Raw genomic sequence first — 25,100 nt, 5'->3', positions numbered from 1 at the left:
GAAAACCGCATGTCCGAAACGCCGCAGCAGTCCTCCGATTACGGTGCAGATTCCATTAAGGTTCTCAAAGGCTTGGAGGCCGTTCGCAAACGTCCCGGGATGTATATCGGGGACACCGATGATGGCTCTGGCCTGCATCACATGGTTTACGAAGTCGTGGACAACGGCATTGACGAGGCGTTGGCCGGTCATGCCGATTATGTGACCGTGATTATTCACAAAGACAGCTCGGTTTCCGTGCGGGATAACGGGCGCGGAATTCCGACCGATATGCATGCCGAAGAGGGCGTTTCCGCTGCCGAGGTCATCATGACCCAGCTGCACGCAGGCGGCAAATTTGACAGCAACTCCTATAAGGTGTCCGGCGGTCTGCACGGCGTGGGTGTGTCCGTGGTGAACGCGCTCTCCGAGTGGCTGGAACTCAAGGTTTGGCGCAATGGTAAGATCCACAAAGCCAAATTCGTCAAAGGTGAAACGTCCGAGCATCTCGAAGTGATCGGCGATGCGGGCGACGAGACAGGGACCGAGGTCCGGTTCTTGGCCTCGGCCAAAACCAGCGACCCGGAAGGCACGTTCTCCAACCTCGAATACTCGTTTGAGACGCTGGAAAAACGCCTGCGTGAACTGGCCTTCCTGAACTCCGGTGTACGGATCATTCTGGAGGATCACCGTCCGGCTGAGCCGCTCAAGACCGAGCTGCATTACGATGGCGGCGTGAAGGAATTTGTCAAATATCTCGACCGTCACAAGACGGCGATGATGTCCGACCCGATTTTTGTCACCGGCGAACGCGACGACATCGGCGTTGAGGTCGCGATGTGGTGGAACGACAGCTATCACGAGAACGTCCTGCCCTTCACCAACAACATTCCGCAGCGCGATGGCGGCACGCACCTCGCGGGCTTCCGTGGTGCGCTGACCCGGACGCTGACGAAATACGCGCAAGAGCACGGGATCGGCAAAAAGGAAAAAGTGAGTTTCACGGGCGACGATGCGCGTGAGGGGCTGACTTGCGTCTTGTCCGTCAAAGTGCCGGACCCGAAATTCTCGTCGCAGACCAAGGACAAGCTGGTGTCCTCCGAGGTGCGGCCGGCGGTCGAGAACCTTGTTGGGGAAAAGCTCACCGAGTGGATGGACGAAAACCCGGCAGAGGCGAAGATGATCGTCTCGAAGATTGTCGAAGCGGCTCTGGCCCGCGAAGCTGCGCGCAAAGCGCGCGAGTTGACCCGTCGCAAATCGGCTCTCGACATGGATTTCAACGCGGCCAAGCTCAAAGATTGCTCGGAGAAAGACCCCTCCAAAACTGAAGTCTTCCTCGTCGAGGGGGATTCCGCTGGCGGCTCCGCGCAGACCGGCCGTGATCGTCAGACCCAGGCAATTCTGCCACTCAAAGGTAAAATCCTGAACGTCGAGCGGGCGCGGTTTGACCGGATGCTGTCCTCGCAAGAGATCGGCAACCTTGTCATGGCGCTTGGCACAGGGATCGGGCGCGACGAGTTCAATCTCGATAAGCTGCGCTACCACAAAATCGTCATCATGACGGACGCGGACGTCGACGGCGCACACATCCGCACGCTTCTGCTCACGTTCTTCTTCCGTCAGATGCCGGATCTGATCGAGGCTGGGCACCTCTTTATCGCCCAGCCGCCGCTCTACAAAGTGGCGCGCGGCAAGTCCGAGGTCTATCTCAAGGACCAAGGCGCGATGGAAGATTACCTCATCCAGCAGGGCGTCGAGGGTGCCGTGCTGCGTCTGAAATCCGGCGAAGAGATCGCGGGCGCCGATCTGGCGCGCGTGGTTGAAGGGGCACGGAGCTTCAAACGCATTCTCGAAGCCTTCCCGACCCACTATCCGCGTCATATCCTAGAACAGGCGGCGCTTGCTGGCGCGTTTGAACCGGGTCGCGTGGATGCTGATCTGCCGGGCACGGCAGAGCTAATCGCCCAACGTCTCGACATGATCGCAGTGGAATATGAGCGCGGCTGGTCTGGCCGTCCGACGCAGGATGTGGGCATCCGTCTGACCCGCGTTCTGCGCGGCGTTGAAGAGGTCCGCACCCTTGATGGCGCGATTCTCCGAGGCGGCGAAGCGCGTCGGATCAACCAAGAGGTCCAAGCCACAGATGGACGCTATACGGATCCGTCGAAACTTGTCCGCAAAGACCGCGAAACCGCGATTTACGGTCCGATTGATCTGTTGAATGCGATCCTGGAGGAAGGCGAGAAAGGCCTTTCGATTCAGCGCTATAAAGGCCTTGGCGAGATGAACCCGGATCAGCTTTGGGAAACCACGCTGGATCCGGATGCCCGCACGCTTTTGCAGGTAAAAATCGAAGACTTCGCCGAAGCGGACGACATTTTCACCAAGCTGATGGGTGACGTTGTGGAGCCGCGGCGCGAGTTCATTCAGGACAATGCGCTGAATGTGGAGAACCTCGACGCGTGATTGTTAAAACTCGTAAAGCGCCGCGTCTCAGATGCGGCGCTTTTTCCGTGATAAAAGAAGCTTTTAAGAAGTGGCTTCGAACCGAGGACGGTTGGCGATGACCCATTCGTGGTGTGCAATCGCCTCCTCTACATCGTCGTAATAGACGATCTCGCCACGATCCAATACAGCGCCCGCGTCGCAAAGATCACGGATCATCCTACGAGAATGAGAAATTACCACGGCGCCAGAATTGCGCATCCGGTCGTAGAACAGTTCGCGCGCCTTGTCCTTGAAGTCTTTGTCCCCGACCGAGGTCACCTCATCGACCAGATAGGTGTCAAAGCGGATTCCCATGGAGCAGCCAAAGGCCAAGCGTGACCGCATCCCGGAGGAATACGTGCGGATCGGAAGATCGAAATATTTCCCAAGGTTGGCAAAGTCGCGGGTGAATTCAATTAATTCGTCCGAATCGACACCATAGGCGCGTGCGATGAAACGGACGTTCTGCGCGGCAGTCATTTCGCGGTGAAAGCTCCCGGCAAACCCCACGGGCCAGGACACAGTACCCGTCGCCACGACGCGTCCGTGATCGGGCTTCATTGTGCCCGCAATCAACTTGAGCATCGTGCTCTTCCCAGACCCGTTCCGGCCGAGAAGCGCCACGCTTTTTCCATCGGGAAAAACGGCCGAAGCCCCGCGCACCACGGTGTAGGTGTGGCCGTCTACGCGAAAGGATTTCCAAATATTCTCAAGCCGGATCATGGGCGGATTCACCGTCTGTCGCGCAGCGCATAGAACACCAGAACTGCAATGGACCAGAGCAGAAAATTGAACAACGCAAACAGGGCTATCGTCGACATGCGATGCGGTGCCGTGGACCGTTGGGGTAGGGTCGGTTTGATATGCGCCGCGACATAGCGGGTTTTGCGACCTGCATCAGCGAGTGCGGAATCGTAGCTGGCCAAAGCCGAAACATAGGCCTGTTCTGCAAATTCTTTGTCAACGGAGAGGCTTTCGAATTCCTCAAGGATGGCGGCATAGGCGCGCTCATCGCCCTCCTGCCCCTGGCCAGGAGAGGCGCTGAAATTTTGTCGCTCTGCAGTGATGCGGCGACGGATCACATCAATCTTGTTGCGTACCTGATTGACGCGCGGATCCGTCTCGTTCGTGGTTTGCAGTAACATGTCATGTTCGACCATCGCATCGGCAAGCTGTTGTTGCAGCATGTTAAGAAGGCCCATCTGGCTTTGCGATTCAGCGGAGGGGTCAAGGATCAGGTTCTCGCTCCGGAACCGCGCAATGGCGGAGCGCGCAGCCTTGAGTCGTTCGACCGCCTGTTCGAGATCTTCGCGGGCGTATCGCGTGCCGTCCTCGCGCGCGATCGAACTCAGTTCGTTCACCAAATTCGAGCTCTTGGCCAGAATGCGATCGTTGATCAGCTGAGCGTCCTCGGGCGTAAAGGCGTGTGCGCGGAGCTCTAGTATATGAGCGGAACTGTCGTAGAAGATATCGACCATCCGGTTCCAGTGATCGGTCAACGCCTCAATCGTGTGATCGTCGCCAAAGCTGTAATAGGGGTCTCTCTCTGGTTTGTTCCAGAGGTTGACCAGATCGATTTCGTTGTTGATTTCCTGCACCAACCCGTCGCTTTGCAGGTATTTGAACAAAACATCCGTATCGGAGGTGCCAGAGGATGAACTGACTGAGCTTAGCCCCCCAAGAATATCGAGCGCAGAACTGGGCTCTTCGGTACGTACGGAAAAAGACAGTTGTGAGACATATTGATCGGAGGCCCGGAAGACCATGTACCAGCTGACGAGCAGAACTGGTAGGATGACGCCCAGAAGGAAACTGGCGAGAATGGCGACGTGCCGCAGTCGGATATGCGCGATATGTGCTGGCTCGGGCACCCGACCGAGGGGCGGTGGCCTGCGTAGGCTCTGCCCGCTGTCTCCCTCGTCATCCTCCTCCCAATCCTGGTCGTCAGTGCGCACGACATGGGGGCTGGTGGGTTGGGCTGCACCGAATTTTTGTTCTTCTTCCTGAGCTTTTTCAGCTTCAAGGCGGGCGATGACATGCGCGGTCCGCGCCTCGCGATCGGCTTTTTCGGCTTCGAGTTCAGCCCGTCTCTGACGCCTCATCAAGGCTTTGGCCCGGCGCTCTTCTGCACTGTTCTCGGATTCGGAAGTGTCATCTGAAACACTGCGCAGATGGGGCGGTCTATTGCTTTCGCTCACAGATCAACCTTTTCGATTGTACTTTTGGGACCCTGTTGCACTATAGCTTTCCGCGACAGTGATTTACAACCATAGAGCGTGTCTTGGCAGAGTATGATGACGCCCCTGAATGGACCGGACGTAAGGATCGGCGCTTTCGCACTTTGCGGGCGATCTCTGCGCTGACGATTCGTGAGTTGGCTACCTCTTCGAGCCGAACGACGGGCGGCTACGCCTGGACCCTGGCTGAGCCGATTGCGGGGATCGCCGTCATGTCAGTGATTTTCTCTCTGATCCTGCGCTCCCCGCCCTTGGGGACGAATTTTCAGATTTTCTATGCCACGGGCTTTCTGGTGTTCAATTTCTACCGCGATATGGCGGGGCGGGTGACCAATGCCGTGCGCTCCTCGCGCGCGCTTTTGCAATATCCTTCGATCACTTATGTCGATGCGGTGATCGCCAAAGCACTTGCCTCAATGGTAACGCAAACCATCATTATGTTCGTGGTGCTTACGGGCATCACGATGTTCTGGGAAACCCGCACTGAACTTCATGCGGCACTGGCTGTGGTGGCCGTGACGGGTGCTGTGGTTCTCGGAATCGGAGTTGGTCTGATCAATGCGCTGATCATTGCTTACTTGCCGATGTGGCAACATGTCTGGACGGTGCTCAATCGCCCCTTGGTGCTCATTTCGGGTGTGATCTACCTGCACGACCGCGTACCGCAGCCCTATCAGGATTACCTATGGTGGAATCCCGTGGTGCATATCGTTGGCCAGATGCGCCGCGCGTTCTATCCACAATATACTGGCGATTATGTCACGATGTCCTATCCGATTGGTTTGGGTCTTGTCCTGATCGCCATCGGTCTGGCTTTGCTCAACCGGTTCAATCGTGACATCCTTACAAGACTATGACTGAACGCGATACGACTCCGACTGTCACGATCCTTCTGGCCAGCTATAACGGCGCGCAGCACATCACGGAGCAGCTGGAGAGCATCGGGGCTCAGACGCATGAAAATTGGCGTTTGATCGTGTCCGACGACGGATCTACAGACAGCACGCGCGACTTGGTCGCGCAGTTCGCGGCGAGTTTTCCGAAGGGTCAGGTCACATTGATAGAGGGCCCGAAGAGAGGAGCGTCCTCAGCAAATTTTATGTCTTTAATGAACCAATATAACATAAATAGTGGTGAATATGTTGCTTTTTGTGACCAGGACGATGTCTGGTATGTGGATCGCCTTGCGCGTGGCTTAAATATGCTTTCACCAGTGAGCCCCGAGGACATCGCCTTATATGGCAGTCGAACCAAGATCACGGATGAGCAGCTAAATCCTCTAGGTCTGTCGCCATTATTCGAGCGGCCGCAGAGCTTTGCGAATGCTTTGGTGCAGAATTTTGCTGGCGGCAATACCATGTTGATGACGCCTGGGGCCGCCGATGAGCTCGCTCTTCTTGCGGGGCAGACCCGAGAGGTCGTGGCGCATGACTGGTGGGCATATCTGATCGTGTCTGCTTTGGGCGGTCAGATTTTCTATGACCCAGTGCCGACGCTGTTCTATCGTCAACATGATGCCAACCTGATCGGGTCGAACATGGGATTCCGCGCGCAAATGCGTCGCGTGCGCGGATTGTTCGATGGTCAATATAAAAGGTGGAACCGGACCAATATCACTGCATTGCGCCTGGCCGTGGATCGAGTCTCACCTGATATCCGCGCGCGGATCGATATGTTTGAGGTGTTAAACCAAGCCTCAGGGCTGAGTGCCCTGCGCAAGCTCTCGGCTTTGGGTCTCTATCGCCAAACCAATTTGTCGCAATTCGCGCTGTGGCTTGGGGCGTTCTTGGGGCGGTTGTAAGCGTTATTGTTTCATTCCTTACATTGGCATATGCCAGCACTGGCACCGGATACAACCAGAAGGGGACTTCCGTGAAAATTCTTATGATTGGCTGTCGTTGGTTTTTGGACGACTATCCAGAAGTCGACAGCATCCCATTCGACGAGCAAATCCAGATTGCGGGCAAGAACTCCGGCAACCTGTTTATCGGTGAAGCGGTGCGCAGCCATCTGAAGCGCTTGTTCCCAAACATCACGCGGCTGGACTACTTTTCATTCTCTGATATTCGCCTTACGTCGGGCGTGAGCATTCGCAGCGATTACGATTACATCGTGATGTCCGCGTCGAATATGCTGAACCCCGGCGTCAATTTTGGGTTTATCACCAAATTCGTCGAGGACGCGGGCCTTCCCTTTGTCGTCGTCGGTCTCGGTGCTCAGGCCGAAAGCCTAGGGGATGCGGTGGATCTGCACCCTGCGACTGTCCGGCTGGTCGAATATGCGGCGGCGAACTCCAAGGGTGTGGGGGTTCGTGGGGCCTTTACCGCGGATCTTTTGGCAAAGCTCGGCATCACAAATGTGACGGTGACCGGCTGCCCGACGGCATATCTCAACACCGGGAAAAACTTCTCCATCGAGGTGCCGAATTCAGTCGATGACATCGAACGCGCGGCGCTGTCCTACAAACGTGACCGGAACAAATACGAAGCCGACGCACTGCTTAAACCGATTCAGATCGAGATGATGAAGCTTGCGCTACAGAAAGGCTACGACTACATCGCGCAGGCTAATTTTGCCGAAAGTTGGATCGGGTTCCACCGCGAAATCGATGAAAAGAAATTCGCCAATATCCGTAAATACTTCGGCATTGGGCCGCTGCGTGCCGAGAAACTACGCAACTATGCCGAAAATCACATGCGCATCTTTTTCAAATGGGCCGACTGGCGCGCGCATGTCGAGACGATGGACTTTGCCTTTGGGTGCCGCTTTCACGGCAATATGATGGCGATGATCGCTGGGGTGCCTGCCGTGTGGTACGTCCATGACACACGCACGCAAGAGTTGTGTGAACGCCTGAGCCTGCCGACCATTTCCGTGCACGAGATGGCTGAGACAGGGTTCTCACTGGAACGAGTTCTCGAGAAAGCGAATTATTCGACCTTCAATGCGACTTATCAAGATCGCTGCGACGAGTTCGACGCCTTCTTCACATCGCATTTCCAGTGAAGGCGGGCGGCCCAGGGTCGCCCTTTTCGTTTAGGCGAAATCCCGGTCTCCTAGATCGGTGTAGAATTGTTCGCGCCACTCGGTGTTCCGCGCGTTACCTAGTTTGACCATCTTGCGCTGAGCCCGTTCCTCCGGCAGCGCCACGCCCAAAAGGCTTGCCAGCATATCGAGATGCTTCATATCCGGGTCCTGGCTGACGTCCTCGTAGCGAAGCACTTCTGGCACAATCCCATGTGTCTCGAAAAAACGACTCCACGTCAGATTTTCCAAGGTGATGCGTGTGCATTCGTCCCGGATCATTTTGTAATCATAGCGGGTGCGTGCATTGTAATCGCTTTGATAGCCATCCATCAGATTGCCAGCGAAATGGGCGTCGCCCTTTTGACCTGTCGCGTGGTTGATGCCGGTCTGGCGCGCGATCACGCGTGAGATCGCCTGATACACAAGATCGCTGCGCTCCAGCTTGACGAATTGCGCTGTCTTGGTGACCTGCGCAAAACGGGAATAAGGTGCGTCCGACGGTGCGTCCGAGAAGGTCGCGAGACATTCCTCAACGGGGGCAAGCTGATTGGCCATGACTTTGATCGCCGCAATGCCATTGTCAGAGGTGGACCGCTTTACCACACCGCCAAGCGCCTGACGCCAATTGATGCCGGGTTTCTTTGCAGACCAAGGGACGAACCATTCTTCAGGCTGCCCCAGCACCCCGGTGTTGCGCATGTCTTCGACGATCATCGTTGAACCACATCTTTGCGTTGCACACAAAACAATGGTCTCTGCTGGAAATGCCATGAAAGCTCTTTGACCTCACATTTTTCATCCTCTATGGATTTGCACGATCACTATTCTGAGCGCAATGCTCTAGCGTGGCAATTGTGAGGATTGATCTTGTGAGTTCCGGTAAAGGTTTAGAACCGCAGGCAAATTTGGATCTTACACTTTCGCAGGACGAAGTGAATCTGGTCACGAAGGTGCTGGACATTGAGTGGTATCTCGGACGCGAAGTTGCTTTGCAAAAAGATGACATTGATCCGGTCGCACATTTTGCTTTGATCGGATGGCGCGAAGGGAGATCGCCTTGCAGCGATTTCGATTTGGCCGCGGCGCTAGAGGTCGATGAAAGTGCTGGGCTGGAGGCCTATATCGCAGCGGGGACCATGGCCGGAGTAGCCGCATCAAAGGTTATAACGACTTCTGGAAAAGCCCCTCATAACGTCTATGACAAACGCGTTGTCGGTCAATTTGACAGCGACTTTTACGTCGCCAGCTACGGGAATGATCTGGGTCGGGAACAAGATCCGCTCACGTATTTCATGACGGCCGGCTGGAAAAAAGGTCATAATCCTTCCCCGGATTTCGATACGAACTTTTATATCGAGACCTACTCGGACATCAAGAAAGCGGGGCTCAACCCGTTTGAGCACTATGTGCTTTTCGGAAAAGCGGAGGGTCGCGCGGCTCGGCCGGACCAGGCCAAGCGCATGAAGCGCAATCTCATGGCTTCTTCAGCGCCAAAACATTTGGCGCATCTGATGACATTGCCACGAGAGCAGGGTGTGCGCGCCGCCCCCGGCGCGATCGATTTCGAGGCCATGGACATTCATTGGATCGTGCCGGACTTTGCGCGCGGCGGCGGCGGACACATGACCATTTTTCGCACCATTCGGCATCTTGAAATGATGGGGCATACTTGCACCATCTGGATCGAACGGCGTGATTTCCATGTCTCCGCAGACGAAGCCTATGACGACATCGTCAAGCATTTCCAATGTGTTGGCGCAAAAGTTCGTTTTGTCTCTCCGGCGCTTTATCACGCAACAGGCGATATTGTCGTTGCGACCGGCTGGACCACGGCCTATGTCGCGGCGGCCTGTTCGGGGTTCAAGGAGCGGTTCTATTTCGTTCAGGACCACGAGCCTTCCTTCTATGCTATGGGCACCGACGCCCTTTTGGCGCGCGGCAGCTATGACTTGGATCTCGCTTGTGTCTGCGCAAGCCCTTGGCTTCAAAAGATCTTGTCCGAGCGCTACGGTCGCTGGAGTCGGGGATTTCACCTGGCTTATGACTCGGATGTGTATAGCCGAGACGGGAAAACCACGCGGCTCGGCGCGGAAGACGGCACGATCCGCGTATGTCTCTACGCCCGCGATCATACACCGCGTCGCGCGATTGGTCTGGCATTGATGGCGCTTGATGAAATGGGCCGACGTGGTCTTCCGATCGAGGTTCATTTCTTTGGCCAGGACGATCTGCCCTTTGACGAAGTGCCTTACGATGCCGTCAATCATGGCATATTGAGCAGCGAAGAACTGGCCATACTCTACCGCTCCTGCGATCTGGGCATTTGTTTCTCGGCCACAAACTATTCGCTCATCCCACAGGAGATGATGGCCTGTGGCCTCCCGGTCGTGGAGCTTGAGGGCGATAGCACTCAGGCGATCTTCCCTGAGGGTGTGGTGACGCTGGCGGGGCCCAATCCCTTTGATATTGCCGACAAGGTCGAGGCTTTTGTTTTGGACAGGGCCAAACGCGAAGATCAGGCACAGCGCGCCTTTGATTGGGTTGGTCAATTCGATTGGCGCAGCTCTGCCGAACACGTTGCTGCCGCGTTCAAGGAGCGTCTCAAGGAGCTTGGCGCGACCGAAGACACCGCCGCGGCGCAGATCCGGCGCGCAACACGCCAAGTCGAAGACGTGGTTGATGTTGTGATCCCAACTTGGAATGGCATGCATGAGCTGAAGCCCGTGATCGAAGCTCTGCGCAATCAGACGGGGCGTGTCCGTCCGAACATTATCTGCGTCGACAGTTCCTCAAGTGATGGCACAGCAGAGTGGCTGGCGGAACAGAGCGACATCACGCTCAAGGTCATCCCCCAAGCGGAGTTTCAACACGGGCGCACGCGCAATCTCGGCGCCTCACTTGGCGCTTCGTCACTGATCTGTTTCCTGACGCAGGATGCGATCCCCGCGCATTCCGGCTGGCTGCATGACATCTGGACGATGATGACGCATTTCCCCGACGCGGCCGGTCTATATGGACGTCACATTGCCTATCCCCAACACTCGGTCCTGACGCACCATGAGCTTGATGCGCATTTTGCACAGTTTCTCAACTACCCGCTGAAGACCTCGAAAAAACTCTCTGGGCGGGTCTGGGGACATGATGAAGAGCGGTGGCAGCAAATCCTGCATTTCTACTCGGATAACAATTCCTGCATGCGCCGCTCTGTCTGGGAGACTCTGCCCTATCCGGAGGTCGACTACGGCGAGGATCAGGTCTGGGCGCATGAGATGATTGAAGCGGGCTATGCGAAGGTCTATGCGCCGACCGCCACAGTGATCCACTCCCATGACTACGGCCCAGAAGAAACCTATAAACGCTGCAAGACGGAGGCGGATTTCTTCCTAACACATTTCGGGTATGTGATTGCCCCGACCTCTGCTTCCGCCGTTGAAAGCGCCATCGAGCGTGAGCAGATGAACAAAGCGAAATGGTTGTCCGCAAATGGTGCCGATGATGCGGAAATCGCAGCCTACAAACGTGTGGTCGCGGAGAAATATCGCGGCTATGCGGATGGCATTCAGGCCGCGCGGGCACGAAAAAAGGCAGACACGTAAAGCCGCGTTTCGCCTACTTCAATCTTTCTGAGAGGATGTCAGCGCCACAGTCCGACCCGGCGCAAAACTTTTCCGGCCATGCGTCTGAGTGGCAGCGCGGCGCGAGCTTCGGCGTAATGCACGCGTTTCCAAAGCTCAGCATTTGTGCGCGAGACATCTTCAAACTTCTGACTCAATGCTTCAAGCTGCCGCGTCAGCTCTATGTTTTCACTCTCGAGCAGAGCCAACCGGTTTTCCGTGTCATTGCTGATCACTTGACCGTCTTCATCACGACGCAACGCGCCGAAATTCATCCGTGTCCACAGTGCAGAATTCATGCGACGGGTGCGAGCGAGCTGCAATTTGGTGATCCGAAGAGACTCGGCCAGGCTCTCGGTCGTCTCGCTTGATTTCAGGGTCACGGACAGCACTCTTTCTCAGTCTTTAGTCTGCCGGGACAGTAGGGCAAACACCTATAGCTGTCCATGCCCATACACGCCTCATATCTTGTGGCAAGAGCCCCCAATTGCTACAGAGTTTTCCAGTTCGGCAGTCACAGAAAGTATGCGGTCGCGATGATTATTTTTCCTCATATTCCAAAAACTGGCGGTACAACGGTCCTTAATCACTTTCGGACAGAAAAAGGCAATGACCAGGTGCTTTCTCTGGGTCCGAACTCGCGTGTTTACAGGTTTCTTAATGGGATTAAGCAGATCGAAGAGCTTGACGGGAAGGGGCTAAAAGACCTGTTTTGCATCCAAGGCCATGGGGTGAGCGATCTCAATACGCTCTATGCCAACCCTGCCGATCTTAAGCTCATGGTCGTGCTGCGCGGGCCGGATGGGCATACTCGGTCGCGTTTCAATCATCGCCGCAATGCGAGACTGAAAAAAACCGGGGTTGAGCTGACTTCCGAGATGTTTATGGAACGTTTTTTTCGGGATGATTTCCAATGTACTTATCTCATTTCGAAATTCCCAAGCTTTATTGATAACGGCGCCGAGACGCGTTTTGAGAAAGCGGTCTCGATCCTGCGAAAATTCAACTATGTGTTGGTGACGGAGGCTCTCGACGATCAATTCGCGATGATTGCGTCGGGTCTTGGGATGTCGCCGACACTTGAACGCAAAAGGACGGCGGAGCAGAAGACCGAGCTTTTGGTTAGCAAAGAAGAAGTGCTCGCTCGCCAGCAAGGCGACTTGGCGCTGGTCGAAAAAGTTATGGCACATGATGGCCGTGATGCGCCTGAGATGTTCAATCCATTCGGTTATGATGCTGCCGGTCGTGCGTCGGCTTTGCGGCGTGTGAAGGCCCGCGCGCATGAGGCCTCTGTTGAGGCGGGATATGTGGAACTGGCCTCGGGGCTTTGTATGCAAATGCGCGCTGAGCAGGTGTTGTTTATGCTCAAACGCGCGCCGCGAAAGCTTCCTGTCAATGACCCAGATTTGCTGCGCGATATTTTGCAGAAGAAATGGGACGACACCTCCAAGAAGCTAACGGCCGTTCAGGCAGAGAAGTCCGAACGCCACCTCAAGCGTGAACGCAACGGGGTCCGCCGCCTCAAAAGCCGGGTAAGGAAGGCGCTAAGCTGATCACAGCCCGGAGGTAAATCGCGCCATCGACTTGGCCTGCTCCATCCAATCGGCACTCTGAGCGCGCGCCAATGCGGCTTGAACACGTGCTTTTCGTGCGACCGTGTCGCTCAGGGCATGCTCCATTTCTTGTGACAGGCTGGCGGGGTCGGCGGCGGCGAAAAAGGCTTCATCCTCTGTCAAAAGCCAGCGCGCATTGGGGCCATCGTTCATCAAGACGGCGCACTGGCAGGCGGCCAGTTCCAGCGGCATCAGCGACAGGTTCGTGCCGCTTAGTACTACCCCAAGATCACTGCGGCGAAACACATCGCCAAGCTGCGCCTCGGGCATTTCCCCCAATAGCTCGTACTCAAATGGCATATCGATCCCGGACATATCGCCGCCCACGAACAGCACTTTGAAATCAGATCGTCTTTGCGCCAGCCGCATCAATGCGGCCAGGCCAAGCTCCACAAGGCGTCGTTGGGTCACATGGCGGGCATAAAATAAGATGACCTTTTGCGCACCCTCTGACTTGCGACCCTTCGGATGGTAAATCTCGTGGTTGACGCCAAAGGAGATAGCATGGGTTTTCATGCCAAAGTCCTTCGCGAGTTTTTCGGCCAGCCAATCGCCCGCCGTGACCCCGATCAGGCCCAGCCGATAGGTGCTTTCGGCCATGTAGCTTTCGGAGGAGACCGGGAAGAAATAGGGTTCGTAATCCTGCACGAAATAAAGTCGATGGGTCGCTCCACGATAGGCGGCGACCGTATGCGCAGTTTGATGGCCGGTCGCGATCAAAGCATGGCAGGGCAGGATCGATTCACGACCGAGAACTACTGTGGCATTGAGCGGCATATACCACTCGGCAATAGCGCGTTGGGCGTCTTCTGCTGTGTTGAAAGAGTGCGGCGGCAGGATCACCACGCGCTGTGGATGCCCGAGTGCGGCGAGATTGTTGATGAAGCGAAAAATCGTCATGTGGCCACCGGAGCCGAAGCCGAAGCTGGGGATCACCCATTGCATGAGGTTGGAATTCTCACCCGTCGCCTCAGGGCCAAATGGATCACAATAGACCGCATTCAAACGCGCTACCCTATCTGTCATGCCGGTGGGAGTTTGGCCGCCGCCGCCGGAAAGATAGCGCAGAGCGATGGTGGCCGCGTGGCGTACCCCGCCCTGACGGGCATGACGCATGAATTTTCGAAGGTTCGAACGCGTGATCATGGCGACTTTCGTAACCGATTGTCCCGTGACAGGAAAGACAGGGTGCGCCCATCGCTATGCGCAGCGAGGGTTCCGAAATATTGACCAAGGGGTCGCATGAAATCGACCCCAATCCGGCGTAAAACGCGTTTGGGGTGAGTAACAATCCACCCGCGCCGTAGGCCTAAAGCCAAATCTCGAAGGATTTGAGTGAGGATCGAGCGGAGTGCGTGCAGAGGGCCTCGGATCATGCGATATCCGAAGTTTCTGCGAAAAGAGCGTGCTTCGTCAAAACTGCGTTGAAAGCTTTCCCACGGGCCGAAATCGTGACTGTGTCGTACCGGTGCATCGGCAGCATAAGCAATGGCATAGCCCGCATGGAGAGCCGCAAGCGCCCAAAGCTGATCCTCGGCGAAATCGACATCGGGGTAGGGCAAGGTCACCCAGACGTCACGACGCATGATTGAGGCATTGTCGGAATAAAAATGACAAGTTTGGCGCAGGCGCTCGTCCTCATCGAAGCGGGGAAAATCGCGTTTGCGAACAACCGGCGGCGTGATGCGTGCCGCAAAATGGGCGTTCAAATCTCGTATGACGTAGGGGTCTGTCCTGAGATGCGGAAGGTGACGCCCATAGGCCCCGGCGATATCGGGAGCGCTCTGCAGTGCCGTCACGAGGTGGCGTAGCCACGCGGCATCGACAGGTACTGCATCATGAGTGAGAAAGGCGACGAGAGGGCTGTCGCAGAGTTCAAAAGCGAGATTGCGCGTCCGCCCGTGACCAAAGTTCTCCGGTGAGATTTGGTGCAGGCGAAATCCGTGTTCGCGGACGATGTCGAGACTGCCATCCGAAGAGCCGGAGTCGATGCAGAGCACGTCAAAGCCAGGGTAGTCTTGATCCCGAAGCGTTGCGCAGACTTCGCGAAACCTTGCGCCGCCATTCCGGACGGGGATCGCGACGGTGACATGTGGCCATTCAGACGGCCGGTCATCGGAAAATGAGGTAAGCGGCTGTTTCATTGCCGCTCACCTTAAAGCGTTTCTTGCGGAAGCTGAATCACAGAGTTCACACTCTGGTTTAGGCAATCTCGATATAGTTCAGGAGTTCGTTGGTGTCGCTGATCCCTTCGACAATGAGCACATCGCCGTTCCCGAAGTCGAAGATTACATTGCCACCAGAAACGGTGGCATAGCTCAGAGCATCCTCGGCACTGGAAGCCAGAGTTGAGGAAAACTCCAGTACATCGCCTTCAGCAGTCGAGAAGTCGTAGATTGTGTCCGTGTCGTCGCCAAGTTCGAACACGAATGTGTCTGCCCCCGACCCGCCATACATGCGGTCGTCACCTTCGTTGCCTCCAATCCGGTCATTTCCCCTGCCGCCAGACAGGCGGTCATTCGACGTGCCTCCATAAAGCGTGTCATTTCCAGAGCCACCGAAAATATTGTCTTTGCCTTGCGCGCCATCGACGAAATCGTCACCCGCGCCGGCTTCAACGCGGTCACGGCTTTTGCCAGCTTCGATGGTGTCGTCCCCGTCTTCGCCGTAAAGGTAGTCAAACCCGTAGCCGCCGTATATCGTGTCATTGCCTTCGCCGCCATTCAGCTCGTCGTTGCCACGGTTGCCGCGCAGGGTGTCATTGCCGTCGTTGCCATAAATGATGTTGTCGTAATCGTCGCCAATCAGAACATCGCGTTTCTGGCCGCCCATGATATTTTCGAAGTCACCTAGAGTGATGGTTCCCGACCCCACTGTGCCGAGATCCATTTCGCCCGTGTCCAGACGAACGGTCAAAGACACGTCTAGCATTGCGTAGTTCAGCCAGTCGGTGCCGCCGTTGTCATCGCTGATGACGGTACGGCCGCCTTCTTCTGCGGCCAGCGCGCCGTAGTCGGCGGTGAAGTGATAGACATCGTTGGTGTCATAGGTGTCACCGTAAAATTCGATGGTCATATCGTTGATGGTTGTGGAGTAGCCATCGCTCTCGTTGTCGATCACGTAAAGCTGCCACGTGCCGGAAGAGTCCATCCCGTGCAGGCCGTTCACATGGAATGTGTATTGATAATTGTAGAGGTTGCCCTGAGTGGCGTTGTAGATGTTTTCCTGATCGAGCAACATCATCATGTCTCCATCAGGTGTAACGAGATACACGCTGACAGATTCCAGATCATAGCTCGACAAATCCACGGTTACATAGGCGCTGTCGATTTCGAAATGCGACGTCGTGGTGATGCTGATGCTATTGCTGCCGCCATCGCTCACGGTTCTGCTGGAGCCGGTGTAGTTCAGGGTCAAGGTCTCTTCGTTGGCGGATGTGCCATAGTCATCGTAGAGAATGTCCCAAACTTCTGCCAGGCGCGTCGCGGCAAAGGCATCAACCATGCCGTAGCCGTAGGAGAGGTGATAGGTCATGCCTCCACCGTTCCAATTCGTTGCGCCATTGGAGAACCAGGTTCCATATTCATAGCCACTGGAAGCGGAGCCAAAGGCCGAGCCGGTCTGTTGCGCGGAGAGAGCGAGAATCTCGTTCACGTCACGCCAGCCCAGATCCTCGTTGGCATCGAGGATGAGCGCCACGACGCCAGCGGTCACGGGCGTCGCAGCCGAGGTCCCGCCAAAGCTTGAGGTGTAGTCATCCGAGGAATAGCCATCTGTGCCTGTGCGGTCCGTCGTGACCGATGCGGCGGGGGCCGTCACCATCAGGCTGACGCCGTAATTGGAGTAATACGTCACATCGCCGTTGGAGTCCGTGGCGCCAATGGTCACTGTGGCCCGGCTGTTTGTTTGGTAAGATCCGGAGGCATTGATCCCGTCATTGCCCGCAGCATAAAGCGAAATCGTTCCCAGACCGCCACGACCGGTTTCCAGCGTATCCATCATGGTGTTGATGTAGAGATAGACGTAGTTGTAGCCGGACGTGCCACCGAGAACCGAGTAACCGGGGTCGAAATCGGCATATATTGCAGGCAGGCCGAAACTGTTGTTCACGATGTCGAAGTTCCCCGACTGGGTGAACGCGGCGAGCTGCATATAGTAATCAGCAGAATACTGAATCGTCTCGAGATAGTCGAAAGATGTGAGCGATACGTCATAGGCGACGCCAACGCCGCCGATACCGTTGTTTTCGGCGCCAATCAGCCCCGCGACTGCTGTGCCGTGATTGGAGTTTACGCCTGCCGGTAGGCCATCGTAGGTAATGCCACCGTAGGTGAAGTTGTAGGTTCCATCGTAATTTCCGTCGAGATCCTCGTGCGAGAAATCCACGCCATCATCCATGACCAGCACACTGATGCCGCTCCCGGTGTAGTCGTCCCATACCTGTTCGATGTCACCAATTAAGTCGAAATGCCACTGGGATCCGTATAGAGGATCAGTTGGAGTAGTCATAGCGTCGTCACCCTTTAAAAAATCATCGGCATGCTGGCGATGGATCGACCTTGGTTCTGTTGGGGCAGCTCCATAGGTTTACCTTATGTTCTATCTCAAACCATTATGTCAGCAAAATGGAAATTACGGCATTTATCTTCCGTAAATGATTGTTAAGCATTCCTTGCGCGCCGTCTCATTTAGATTCAATTTCGGAAAAATTTTTCATCTAACCTGCGGGAAAAGCGCCAGTTCGGCCATATTCTGGTACCGCATTTATCCCCCATGCGCGCCCATCTTGCACCTATCAATATGGGCGAATGGGGGTTCGATCATGGTGGGTTTGATCAATAGCAAGCACTTCGACATAGACACTCTGGAACATGATATCAGGTTTTCCGACTTGAATCTGGTGCAGACTCCGAACGGGCTTTTCCTTGTGGCCAGTTCACGCGAACTCGGGGTCGTCATCACTTACGCCTATGATCCCGCAAGCGGAGCGTTGAGCCATGTGGACGAGGCCTATTTCGTCAGTTCCGCTGCGCCCCCTGACGGGGTGACCATTCAGGAGATCGGCGGGGTTTGGCATTTTGCGCTAGAAGGCACGGACACACTTGCGGGTTTGTCTATCTCAATGGACGCTCATGGTAATCTGACGCGTGGCGCCTCCGCCGGGGCCGAGAGCACCGCGCTCAACATGACCGCCGTTGGGTTCGCCGAGGTGGACGGGATCGGGCATGTTATGATCGGCTCTGCTGTCGGATCGGGCGCGCTGACCAGTTACACGGTCGATGCGGCAGGGCATCTCACAGAAGTCTCATCTCTTGTGCTGATGGGGGGCGATGGTGTCGCTGCACTGGCCACATTCGAAGTGAATGGTACGGATTTCGTCATCTACGGCACACTCAATGGCAACAGTATCACCTGCGCAACAATCGATGAGACCGGCGCCCTGACAGCGTCGGCCTCTTTCGGCGCTGCGCAAGGTCTGGGCATCAACACGATTCAGGACATCTCTATGGTCGAGCAAGATGGGACTACCTATGCCATCGTGGCCTCCGCGGGCAGTTCTTCCCTGACCGTGATTGCGATCTCCGAGACGGGCGAGATGATGCTGACCGATCATGTGATCGACAGTTTGAACACGCGTTTCATGAATGCTGATCAGGTCGAAACCATCGTGATCGACGGTGTGGTCTTTGTGGTGGCGGTCGGCTCCGATGACGGGGTCACCGTGTTCAACCTTATGCCAGACGGAACCCTCGTACATCGGGTGTCGATCGTAGATGCCGCCGAGTTCGGGCTCACGAATGTGTCAGAGATTCAGCTCTACAGCGATGGCAATACCCTTACGATTCTTGCGGCTTCAGATGCCGAAACGGGCCTTCAAAGCCTGACATTAGACACCGGTTTCGACGGTGTTGTCCTTTTCGCCGATGGCACGGAAAGTCAGCTGATCGGTACGGCAGAGTCCGACCATATCGTCGGAAGCGATTTTGCCGATGATATTTGGGGAGGCGGAGGAAACGACTTTATCTACGATGGCGCGGGCTCCGACACGTTGTCGGGTGCGACGGGATCGGATGTCTTTGTCTTTGCTGCGGATGGCGAGACTGACACCATCGTCGACTTTGAATATAGCAAGGATCGTCTGGACCTTTCGGCTTTTGATTTTCTGCGCAATGTCGATCAGCTGACCTTCGTCAGTACGGCGACCGGCGGACGTCTGATCTACGGCGACGAGGTCATCGAGCTGGTCACCCGCAATGGAATGCCTCTGACTTGGGAGCAGGTCTCAGGTGCCATTGATCTGGATTTGTCACACTACATGCCCGAAATCGGCAATGGAGTAATCATGCATCCGGAGGGGACTTACGAGGGTGTGCTGTATGGCACTTCAAATAGCGATGTCATCACTGGAGGCAGCGGCGACGATATTCTGATCGGTTTTGGCGGTGGCGACACCTACAATGGTCAAGATGGGGTGGATACGGTCGACTATTCGGCGCTGGGCTCCAAGGTAATCGTCGATCTGGCAGATTCAAATCACAATGCTGGGGCGGCCTACGGCGATAGTCTGAGCAATATCGAAAACATCGTCGGTACGAGTTATGATGATCGGGTGGCCGGGGATCCTGCGGACAACCACATTTACGGTGGTTTGGGCAATGATACGATCTATGGCCAGACCGGGCGCGATCAGATCTATGGCGGCGATGGCAATGACAAATTGCATGGTGGCAAGCATAAAGATCGTGTGTACGGCGACGACGGGGATGATCGGGTCTACGGGTACTGGGGCCACGATTATCTCAAGGGCGGCGATGGCAACGATCTCCTTCGCGGACATAGCGGCAATGATCGTCTCTATGGCGGCAATGGAGATGATCGCCTAGAAGGCGGCGAAGGCGATGATTACCTTTCCGGAGGACGTGGAAGCGACGAGTTCGTGTTTGACCTCGGGCACGATTACATCCGCGATTTTAACTCAGGCATGGACATCTTGATTCTGGACAACGCCCTCTGGGGTGGGGCTGATTTGACCAGCCAGCAAATCATAGAGATCTATGGCGTGTGGGATGGAGACCTATTCATGCTTGTGTTCGATGAGAAAAACTCTTTGGCCTTTGAGGGTATCACGGACCCAAACGACTTGGTCGGCGCCATGGAATTTATCTGACGCTTTGTGGCGACACGACAAGGATGTCTAGCCGAAGTGGCGCTCGCCTCGTGCCTTCGCCAGTGCAATCTGCTTCTGACGCTCGCGGAAACGTTCCTTGCGGTCGTCATCCGTTTCATCGATGCACTGATGGCAGGACACACCATCCTCATATTCCGGGCGCGCTTTGTCCTCAGGTAGGATCGGGCGGCGGCAGGCGTGGCACAGCTCATGCGGCCCCTCGGTCAACCCATGCCCGATGGACACGCGTTGATCAAACACGAAACACTCACCTTCCCAAAGGCTCTCCTCCTGCGGCATCTCTTCGAGATATTTCAGGATACCGCCCTTGAGGTGGTAGACCTCTTCGATGCCCTGTCCCAACAGGAAATTCGTCGATTTCTCACAGCGGATACCTCCGGTGCAGAACATCGCGATGCGTTTGTTGTGGAAGCGATCCTTGTTCTCTTCCCACCATTGCGGGAACTCGCGGAAGCTCTTTGTCTTCGGGTCGATCGCGTCTTTGAAGGTGCCAATCTGCACTTCGTAATCGTTGCGCGTGTCGATGATCGCGACGTCATCCGCTGAAATCAGTTCGTTCCATTCTTCGGGGCTGCAATAGTGCCCAACCCGGGCTTTCGGGTCGACATCGGGTTGCCCCATGGTGACGATCTCTTTCTTGAGCCGCACTTTCATTCTGTTGAACGGTTGTTCGGCGGCGGTCGAAAGTTTGTATTCGAAATCGGCACATCCCGGCAGGCTGCGAATATGTGCAACCAGCCGTTCAATTGCGGCGGGCGTGGGCCCTGCAACCGTGCCGTTGATCCCCTCTTTCGCCAACAAAAGCGATCCGGTGATGCCCTCGGCCATACAAAGATCCAAGAGGCCCGACCGCAGGGCGGCGGGGTCTTCGAAGCGGGTGAAGTGATAGAGCGCGCAGACTGTAAACATGTGCTGTTCGATACGCCTGTGTGTCACATCAGGCAAGCCCTCAGTGCATCCATGTCCTGTGCATCCATGTCCTGTGCGTCCGTGTCGCAGCCTTTGCGTCCTGAGCCGGTGTTTATGCCTGCGCTATTTGCGCCGCTCCTGCCGTCAACGTCTCCACGAGACCGGAAATTTCCGATGTCAGGGCGTCCATCGGCACGCCGACAAAGCGGCCCTGTAGGGCAAGATAGACCACGCCATGCACGGCGGCAAAAGTGGTGCGGGTTCGTAGGATCAGGGCCTCTTGCGTCATGTCTGGGCGTAGTTTTGCCAGATGTGGCGCGATGACTTCGACGAGAACCGCATGCTCCTGTTTGTGCCAGTCGGGGATGTCCTGACCTTCGGGCAGGCGATGTTCGAACAGCGAGAGCCAAAGCGGCTGATGCGCGATGGCGAAATCGGCGTATCGCAGGGCGAGCGCCTGAAGCGCCTGCTGCGGCGTGTCGCCTGCCTGTGTGACTGCTTCGGTCAGCGCCGTGCCCAATTCGGAAAGGGTGCGCGAATTTACCTCGATCACCAACATGTCGAGATCTTCGACCACCGTATAAAGCGACCCCAAGGCGCAGCCCGCCCGGGCTGTCACGGCCCGTGCTTTCAGTCCCGCCAGACCATGTTCGATGATCTCCGCCTCGGCGGCTTCGATCAGGCGCTTTTTCAATTCGGCTTTTTTAGCTTCGCGCGTGGTGCTCACATCGACCCTCGAAATTTTTTTGAACAACGTTCATTTTAGTCTTGAACAACGTTCATGATTGCTGCATACAGGTTTCATGAACAGCGTTCATAAAGAAGGAGCTTACGATGTTCAAGATGTTTACGACCCTCGTTCGGGCCCGTTCGTATGATGCGACAGAGGCCATTGAGGACGCAAATGCGCTGACCATTCTGCGCCAGCAATTGCGCGACGCCGCCGATGGGCTTCAAGGCGCAAAGCGTGCTGTCGCCATTGTGATCGCATACGCCGAGCGTGAAAAAAAGAACGCCGCCAAGATTGCAGATCAGATCAATGATCTTGAGGTGCGTGCCGTTGAGGCCCTGCGGCAAGACCGCGAGGATCTGGCCACAGAAGCCGCCTCGGCGATTGCCGAACTCGAGGCCGAAGCCGCCGCCTCGGCGCGGGCTACGGCCCACTATGATGCGGAAATCCGCCGCCTGCGCGAACAGGTGAGTTTGTCTGAGCAGCGTTTGCGCGCATTGCAGCGGGGCAAACAAATCGCTGATGCCGCCGCCCGCACTCAAAAGCTGCGCGGCACCATGCCGGACGGCGTTGTCTCAAGCCTGCGCGAGGCCGAAGCCACCTTGGAGCGCCTGCAATCCCGCCAAGAGCACGCCGAGGCTGTCGATGTTGCCCTGCGTGATTTGACCACGGGGCCCTCAGCGGAGGGCACAGTGGCCCGCCTTGCTGCCGCCGGCTGCGGCGCGCCGCTGCGACCGGAAGCCGCCCATGTGCTTGACCGTCTGCGCGCCAAAACTGCCTGACACTCGACCTATTTCGCTAAGCCCAATCAAACACACAGTCAAAGGAACCTAAAAAATGTCGAAATCCTATACCCCCAAAGTGTCCAACGCCTGGAACCTCTTCACCTATTTCAATTTCTCTATCGCGGCCTTGATGATGGCCGGTGGCATCTGGTCGCTGGAGGCCAGTTTCTCTGCCAAAGGCTATTACGCGATGGCCGCCTTGATGCTCGTCTACTCGACGGCCTCGATCACCAAGGCTCTGCGCGATAAAGAAGAATCAGAACGCCTCTACAACAAGCTTGAAGACGCACGCACAGAGCGCCTCTTGGCTGAAGCCCGCGGCGACACCGACGTTTGACCCGTCTTGGGCGGCCCCGAACGATGCGGGCCGCTTCCCAAACCTTTTGAGATATGAGTGCTCCCATGACCCGTTTGATGAAATATACGGCCCATGCCCTCTTTGTTCTGATCGTTGTCGCAGGTACGGCCTGGAGCGCGACCGCGCTTTGGCTGCACCTCACCGGCGGGCCGCGTATTCTTGCGCTTTCTGGTCTGGTCGGGCTCGCACTTTCGGCGCTCGCTCTGCGGTTTGTACGCGCGCGTCGGTTGGGCTGGGCCGTCTTGGCGCTCGGAGGGCTTGCGGTGGCGGGGTGGTATCAAACCATCACACCTCAGCAATCGCGCGATTGGGCGATGGATGTGTCCAAAGGTGCGCTGGCGGATGTCGAAGGCGATCAGGTGCGGCTCGCGAATATCCGGGATTTCGCATGGCAGAATGAGACCGAGGCAACGCCGCGTTGGATCACCGAAGAGTATGATCTGAATGACCTTGAGACGGTTGATATGATCACCTCGGTCTGGGACAATCCCGACATCGCCCATCTCTTGGTGAGCTTTGGCTTTGCCACGGGTGAAAACGTGGTCTTCTCGGTCGAAATCCGCCGCGAGGCAGATGAAGAGTTCAACGAGATCGGCGGTTTTTTCCGCGAGTTCGAATTGGTCCTGATTGCTGCGACCGAACGCGACATCGTCAAGCTGCGGACCAATTACCGTCAGGAACAAGTGCGGCTCTATCCGGTGCATCTGACCGCAGAGCAGCGCCGGACCCTGTTCCTGTCCTATGTCGAACTGGCACAACGGCTCGAGGAAGAACCGGGGTTTTATAACACGATCACGGCCAATTGCACGACGAGCGTCTGGATGTTGGCCCATGCGTTGACGCCCGATCTGCCAATGGATGAGCGCCTGATACTCTCCGGTCGCCTGCCGGACTATCTCACTGACCTCGGCGTGATTGACGTGACTCCAGCCAAAGAACGCGATGCCGCGGCGCTTATCACGCCACTGGCGCTGAACGACACCAGCGGCGCGCCCTTTTCATCTGTCATTCGTCGTAAATGAGCCAGTCATGGCGACAAGGGCATGGCGTATGTAGGAAATCAGCAGCGCTTCGATATCTCTGAGAATAGAAGAAGGCCGCGGAAGCGGCCTTCAATTTCGTTTCACTTCCCGACTTTGGGAAAATCAAATGAGAACACTTATATGATATAAATGCGCTTAATATATTAAACGCACATCTTAATGATCAGTAAGGGCTGTCCTCGAAATAAAAATCGGCTGCATTCTCTTGAGTGATGAGCTCAGAGGCGATGATGAAATCACCCGTCATTGGAGCGCTCGTGGTCAGGCCCAAAACCGTCATCTCAATCGCGGTTGCAATCATCGACGGCGGATAGGTCACATCGACGGGCACGGTCGCGTCGCCTTTGCTAATACGGTCTACCATTTCTTTCATGCCAGCGCCGCCCACCACGATCATTTCGTCCGTGCGGCCAGCCTGTTCGATGGCTGCGAGCGCGCCGACCGCCTGGTCGTCATCTGCGGCCCAAACGGCGTCGATCTCGGGGAAGCGCGACAGGTAGTCTTGCATCAGCGTGAAGGCTTCGTCGCGGTTCCAGTTGCCGTGATCCATCGCGACGACTTCGATCCCGGAGCCTTCGATGGCTGCTTCGAAACCGGCGACGCGCTCATTGTCCACGACGGAGGGAATGCCGCGCATGACCACGACCTTTGCGCCTTCGTCGAGCGTGTCGGCGAAGTAGGCGCCAGCGGTGTGACCAAAGCTCGTGTTATCGCCCGCGACATAGAGGTTTTCGATGCCCTCTTGGGCAAGGCCGCGATCGACGACTGTTACCCAGGTGCCGCTCTCCGCAATGCGCTTGATCGGACCGGTCATGGGCTCCGATTCAAATGGTAGGACGACGAGGGCGTCGATGCCACGGGTCGCGACCATATCTTCGAGGTCGGAGACCTGTGTCGCGGCATCTGGCGTGGTCGCCAGAACGAAATCCATGTCCGGATAGGCTTCTTCTAGGCGTTCGATGGTCGCCTCTGCGTGGTAGTTCAGAGCCCCGGCCCAGCCATGGGTTGCGGCCGGGATGGAGACGCCGATGGTTTCTGCCGAAGCTGCGCCCATAACGCCCAGCGATACAGCCCCCGCCAAAGCGGTCGTTGTGAAAAAGGTCTTCGTCATTGGTTCCTCCCTTTCGAC

Annotated in this window: 20 protein-coding genes; 10 read left to right on the top strand and 10 right to left on the bottom strand. The window is 56.2% G+C overall.

The window, feature by feature from the left end:
* The first annotated feature begins 9 nt into the window (after positions 1-9).
* Positions 10-2,445 (top strand): DNA topoisomerase (ATP-hydrolyzing) subunit B, encoded by a 2,436-nt coding sequence (gene gyrB, locus J5Y17_RS00610; protein ID WP_219783273.1) that lies wholly within the window; start codon positions 10-12, stop codon positions 2,443-2,445.
* Between the two features lie 63 nt (positions 2,446-2,508).
* Here the strand turns inward: gyrB and J5Y17_RS00605 are convergent, their stop codons facing one another.
* Positions 2,509-3,189: an ABC transporter ATP-binding protein gene (locus J5Y17_RS00605; RefSeq protein WP_219783272.1), complete on the bottom strand. Its 681-nt coding sequence runs from the start codon at positions 3,187-3,189 to the stop codon at positions 2,509-2,511.
* 8 nt (positions 3,190-3,197) lie between these two features.
* Positions 3,198-4,568 carry a hypothetical protein gene (locus tag J5Y17_RS00600; protein WP_219783271.1) on the bottom strand — a complete coding sequence of 457 codons (1,371 nt, stop codon included), beginning with the start codon at positions 4,566-4,568 and terminating at the stop codon, positions 3,198-3,200.
* 179 nt (positions 4,569-4,747) lie between these two features.
* Here J5Y17_RS00600 and J5Y17_RS00595 point away from each other — a divergent pair, with 179 nt between their 5' ends.
* From J5Y17_RS00595 to J5Y17_RS00585, 3 genes are all read left to right on the top strand, one after another.
* Positions 4,748-5,560 carry an ABC transporter permease gene (locus J5Y17_RS00595; RefSeq protein WP_219783270.1) on the top strand — a complete coding sequence of 271 codons (813 nt, stop codon included), beginning with the start codon at positions 4,748-4,750 and terminating at the stop codon, positions 5,558-5,560.
* Entirely contained in the window at positions 5,557-6,504 is a 948-nt protein-coding gene (locus J5Y17_RS00590) for a glycosyltransferase family 2 protein (RefSeq protein WP_219783269.1), read from the top strand. The genes J5Y17_RS00595 and J5Y17_RS00590 overlap by 4 nt, the downstream gene beginning before the upstream one ends.
* 71 nt (positions 6,505-6,575) lie before the next feature.
* Positions 6,576-7,709 (top strand): polysaccharide pyruvyl transferase family protein, encoded by a 1,134-nt coding sequence (locus J5Y17_RS00585; RefSeq protein ID WP_219783268.1) that lies wholly within the window; start codon positions 6,576-6,578, stop codon positions 7,707-7,709.
* 30 nt (positions 7,710-7,739) lie between these two features.
* Here J5Y17_RS00585 and J5Y17_RS00580 read toward each other — a convergent pair whose 3' ends face one another.
* Positions 7,740-8,501, bottom strand: a complete 762-nt coding sequence (locus J5Y17_RS00580) for a Stf0 family sulfotransferase (RefSeq protein ID WP_219783267.1) — start codon at positions 8,499-8,501, stop codon at positions 7,740-7,742.
* Between the two features lie 134 nt (positions 8,502-8,635).
* Between J5Y17_RS00580 and J5Y17_RS00575 the strand changes: the two genes are divergently transcribed.
* The gene (locus J5Y17_RS00575) at positions 8,636-11,326 is read left to right on the top strand and encodes a glycosyltransferase (RefSeq protein WP_219783266.1); all 2,691 of its coding nucleotides are present in this window, start codon (positions 8,636-8,638) and stop codon (positions 11,324-11,326) included.
* 38 nt (positions 11,327-11,364) lie between these two features.
* On the opposite strand, the gene J5Y17_RS00570 is transcribed toward J5Y17_RS00575, so the two are convergent.
* The gene (locus J5Y17_RS00570) at positions 11,365-11,727 is read right to left on the bottom strand and encodes a hypothetical protein (RefSeq protein WP_219783265.1); all 363 of its coding nucleotides are present in this window, start codon (positions 11,725-11,727) and stop codon (positions 11,365-11,367) included.
* A 153-nt stretch (positions 11,728-11,880) separates the two neighbouring features.
* Here J5Y17_RS00570 and J5Y17_RS00565 point away from each other — a divergent pair, with 153 nt between their 5' ends.
* Positions 11,881-12,897 carry a hypothetical protein gene (locus tag J5Y17_RS00565; protein ID WP_219783264.1) on the top strand — a complete coding sequence of 339 codons (1,017 nt, stop codon included), beginning with the start codon at positions 11,881-11,883 and terminating at the stop codon, positions 12,895-12,897.
* Here J5Y17_RS00565 and J5Y17_RS00560 read toward each other — a convergent pair whose 3' ends face one another.
* Genes J5Y17_RS00560 through J5Y17_RS00550 form a run of 3 tightly spaced genes read right to left on the bottom strand, consistent with a single transcriptional unit; the run spans position 12,898 to position 17,466 of the window.
* Positions 12,898-14,103: a glycosyltransferase family 4 protein gene (locus J5Y17_RS00560; RefSeq protein ID WP_219783263.1), complete on the bottom strand. Its 1,206-nt coding sequence runs from the start codon at positions 14,101-14,103 to the stop codon at positions 12,898-12,900.
* Complete coding sequence (locus J5Y17_RS00555) at positions 14,100-15,101, bottom strand: glycosyltransferase family 2 protein (RefSeq protein WP_219783262.1); 1,002 nt, start codon at positions 15,099-15,101, stop codon at positions 14,100-14,102. Before J5Y17_RS00555 ends, J5Y17_RS00560 begins: the two co-directional genes overlap by 4 nt.
* 58 nt (positions 15,102-15,159) lie before the next feature.
* Positions 15,160-17,466, bottom strand: a complete 2,307-nt coding sequence (locus tag J5Y17_RS00550; RefSeq protein WP_219783261.1) for a S8 family serine peptidase — start codon at positions 17,464-17,466, stop codon at positions 15,160-15,162.
* Positions 17,467-17,857: 391 nt separating this feature from the next.
* On the opposite strand from J5Y17_RS00550, the gene J5Y17_RS19270 reads away from it, so the two are divergent.
* Positions 17,858-20,125, top strand: a complete 2,268-nt coding sequence (locus J5Y17_RS19270) for a hypothetical protein (RefSeq protein ID WP_370628828.1) — start codon at positions 17,858-17,860, stop codon at positions 20,123-20,125.
* Between the two features lie 27 nt (positions 20,126-20,152).
* Here the strand turns inward: J5Y17_RS19270 and J5Y17_RS00540 are convergent, their stop codons facing one another.
* Positions 20,153-21,055 (bottom strand): rhodanese-related sulfurtransferase, encoded by a 903-nt coding sequence (locus J5Y17_RS00540; protein ID WP_219783259.1) that lies wholly within the window; start codon positions 21,053-21,055, stop codon positions 20,153-20,155.
* Positions 21,056-21,167: 112 nt separating this feature from the next.
* Positions 21,168-21,782: a TetR/AcrR family transcriptional regulator gene (locus J5Y17_RS00535; protein ID WP_219783258.1), complete on the bottom strand. Its 615-nt coding sequence runs from the start codon at positions 21,780-21,782 to the stop codon at positions 21,168-21,170.
* A 107-nt stretch (positions 21,783-21,889) separates the two neighbouring features.
* On the opposite strand from J5Y17_RS00535, the gene J5Y17_RS00530 reads away from it, so the two are divergent.
* The 3 genes from J5Y17_RS00530 to J5Y17_RS00520 all read left to right on the top strand — a co-directional run bounded on the left by J5Y17_RS00530 (position 21,890) and on the right by J5Y17_RS00520 (position 23,950).
* On the top strand, positions 21,890-22,567 hold the full coding sequence (locus J5Y17_RS00530) for a PspA/IM30 family protein (RefSeq protein WP_219783257.1): 678 nt from the start codon (positions 21,890-21,892) through the stop codon (positions 22,565-22,567).
* Positions 22,568-22,622: 55 nt separating this feature from the next.
* The gene (locus J5Y17_RS00525; protein ID WP_219783256.1) at positions 22,623-22,907 is read left to right on the top strand and encodes a YiaA/YiaB family inner membrane protein; all 285 of its coding nucleotides are present in this window, start codon (positions 22,623-22,625) and stop codon (positions 22,905-22,907) included.
* Positions 22,908-22,972: 65 nt separating this feature from the next.
* Positions 22,973-23,950, top strand: coding sequence for a DUF4105 domain-containing protein (locus J5Y17_RS00520; protein WP_219783255.1), 978 nt, complete (start codon positions 22,973-22,975; stop codon positions 23,948-23,950).
* A 184-nt stretch (positions 23,951-24,134) separates the two neighbouring features.
* Here the strand turns inward: J5Y17_RS00520 and J5Y17_RS00515 are convergent, their stop codons facing one another.
* On the bottom strand, positions 24,135-25,082 hold the full coding sequence (locus tag J5Y17_RS00515) for a substrate-binding domain-containing protein (RefSeq protein WP_219783254.1): 948 nt from the start codon (positions 25,080-25,082) through the stop codon (positions 24,135-24,137).
* Between the last annotated feature and the right edge of the window lie 18 nt (positions 25,083-25,100).

It is taken from the genome of Celeribacter sp. PS-C1 (genome assembly GCF_019429625.1).
Lineage (GTDB): Bacteria > Pseudomonadota > Alphaproteobacteria > Rhodobacterales > Rhodobacteraceae > Celeribacter.
The sequence above is the reverse complement of the archived record's forward strand: the minus strand, read 5'-3'. Positions and strand labels throughout refer to the sequence as shown.